General features: G+C 72.9%; 2 protein-coding genes. Both read right to left on the reverse strand.

What is annotated here, in order from left to right:
- Positions 1-108: 108 nt before the first annotated feature.
- Positions 109-570 (reverse strand): DUF5990 family protein, encoded by a 462-nt coding sequence (locus JGS39_RS40010; protein WP_219574655.1) that lies wholly within the window; start codon positions 568-570, stop codon positions 109-111.
- 58 nt (positions 571-628) lie between these two features.
- Positions 629-1,429: an aminotransferase class IV family protein gene (locus JGS39_RS40015; protein WP_219574656.1), complete on the reverse strand. Its 801-nt coding sequence runs from the start codon at positions 1,427-1,429 to the stop codon at positions 629-631.
- Between the last annotated feature and the right edge of the window lie 59 nt (positions 1,430-1,488).

Here is a 1,488-nt window from a genome sequence, read left to right on the forward strand (position 1 = left end):
GGTTGTGCACGACCGCCCCGGCCACCGCCTTCACCGGGCCCACCCCCCCTGGGCCCGGTGGGGGCGGTTTCCTGTGCGGCCTGGCGTCTCCCGTCCGGCCGCGCGCCCTCAGGCGGGCGCGGCGGCGGACCAGGTGATGACGGGCGGCCGGACCCTCGCGCAGAGCGGCTGCCCCTTGGTGTCGGACAGCGGCAGCCGTGCGGTGAGGTGCCCGGAGCGCACGGCCGCTTCGAGGATGTCCGCGTCGATGTCGGCGAACATCAGCTTGGCCCGCCGGAACATGGAGAACAGCCCGTCCCCGTCGACGGTGCCCCACGACAGGTAGACGAACCGTCCGCCGAGCCGGTTCTGCACGTACGGCCCGCTCACCTCGATGCCGTCCGGGCCCGTGGCGGTGGTGCAGTCCAGGGTCCAGCGGGCGGCGGGGGCGTCGCCGGGGTGCAGCCCGAGGAGTTCGTCGGGCCGGTCCTTGCGCTGGACACCCACGTGGATGTTCTCGCGGCCGGCGAAGTCGCCACCGGGCCCGCAGTCGCGGCCGGGCAGGCGGGAGCCCTCGATGTGGATCTGCATGCGCGACGGAGGTCCTTCGGTCGGGTGCTGTGCGGGTTCCATGGTTCATCCGTGGCCGTCAGAGGATGTCCCGGGGCACGGCCTCGTACGCTGCCGCCAGCCGCTTCATCAGCTCCTCGTCGACCGTGAACTCCGTGCCGTCGATCCGGGCCACCGGCGCCATGCCCTGCGAGTTGGTGACGAACGCCGACCGGTAGGCCCCCAGCCCGTTCAGGTTCACCGGCCGGCGCAGCGACGGCACGCCCGCGCCGGGCAACTCCTGTTCCAGCAGGGCCATGGTGATGCCCAGAAGGGCGGGCGCCTGCGGCCAGATGACCGAAGTGCCATCCCAGAAACCGATGTTGGTGATAGCGCCCTCGGTCACGGCGCCGTCCGGCAGAGTCAGCAGCGCGTCGTCGAAGCCACCCCTGCGGGCGAGCTCCCCGTAGTACGTCTGCCCGAACTCGCCGGGGCGCTTGAGGTGCGGCGCGGTGCGCGCGTACGGAACGGACTTGAGGCCGACCGGACGCGGGTCCATCCGGGCGGGCCCGCGCACCGTGACCATGACGGTCGTCGCGGCGGCGCCCGGCGGCCGCAGCCCCTGCACCCGCACGGAGGCGTCCGAGGTCCCCGCGCTCTGCAGTGCGTGCCGGATCAGTTCCCGTACCGGGTCGCCGTCCAGAGGGAGTTCGAACAGCTCGCGGTTCGCCGAGTCCAGCCGCTCCAGATGCAGCCCCAGGCCCCGCACCCGGCCGTCCCTGACCTGCATGGCCGTGAAGTGGCCGTAGCCGAAGAAGGCGGCCGTGCGCAGGTCGTCCTCGGTGGCCGGATGTCCGTCGAACTCGGCGTAGGGGAGGGGTGCGGCCGCTGGAGTCGTCATGCCGTCCACCGTATGCCGACACGTGCGGCGGGCGGACCGGCGGTGAGCGCTTGACCTCA

Origin of the sequence: Streptomyces poriferorum (assembly GCF_019399235.1) — a bacterium.
In the GTDB taxonomy this organism is placed as follows: Bacteria; Actinomycetota; Actinomycetes; order Streptomycetales; family Streptomycetaceae; genus Streptomyces; species Streptomyces poriferorum.

Bases quoted from the DNA above. Each gene is read 5' to 3' on its own strand.
- JGS39_RS40010 (WP_219574655.1), bottom strand. From the start codon at position 570: ATGCAGATCCACATCGAGGGCTCCCGCCTGCCCGGCCGCGACTGCGGG.
- JGS39_RS40015 (WP_219574656.1), bottom strand. From the start codon at position 1,429: ATGACGACTCCAGCGGCCGCACCCCTCCCCTACGCCGAGTTCGACGGA.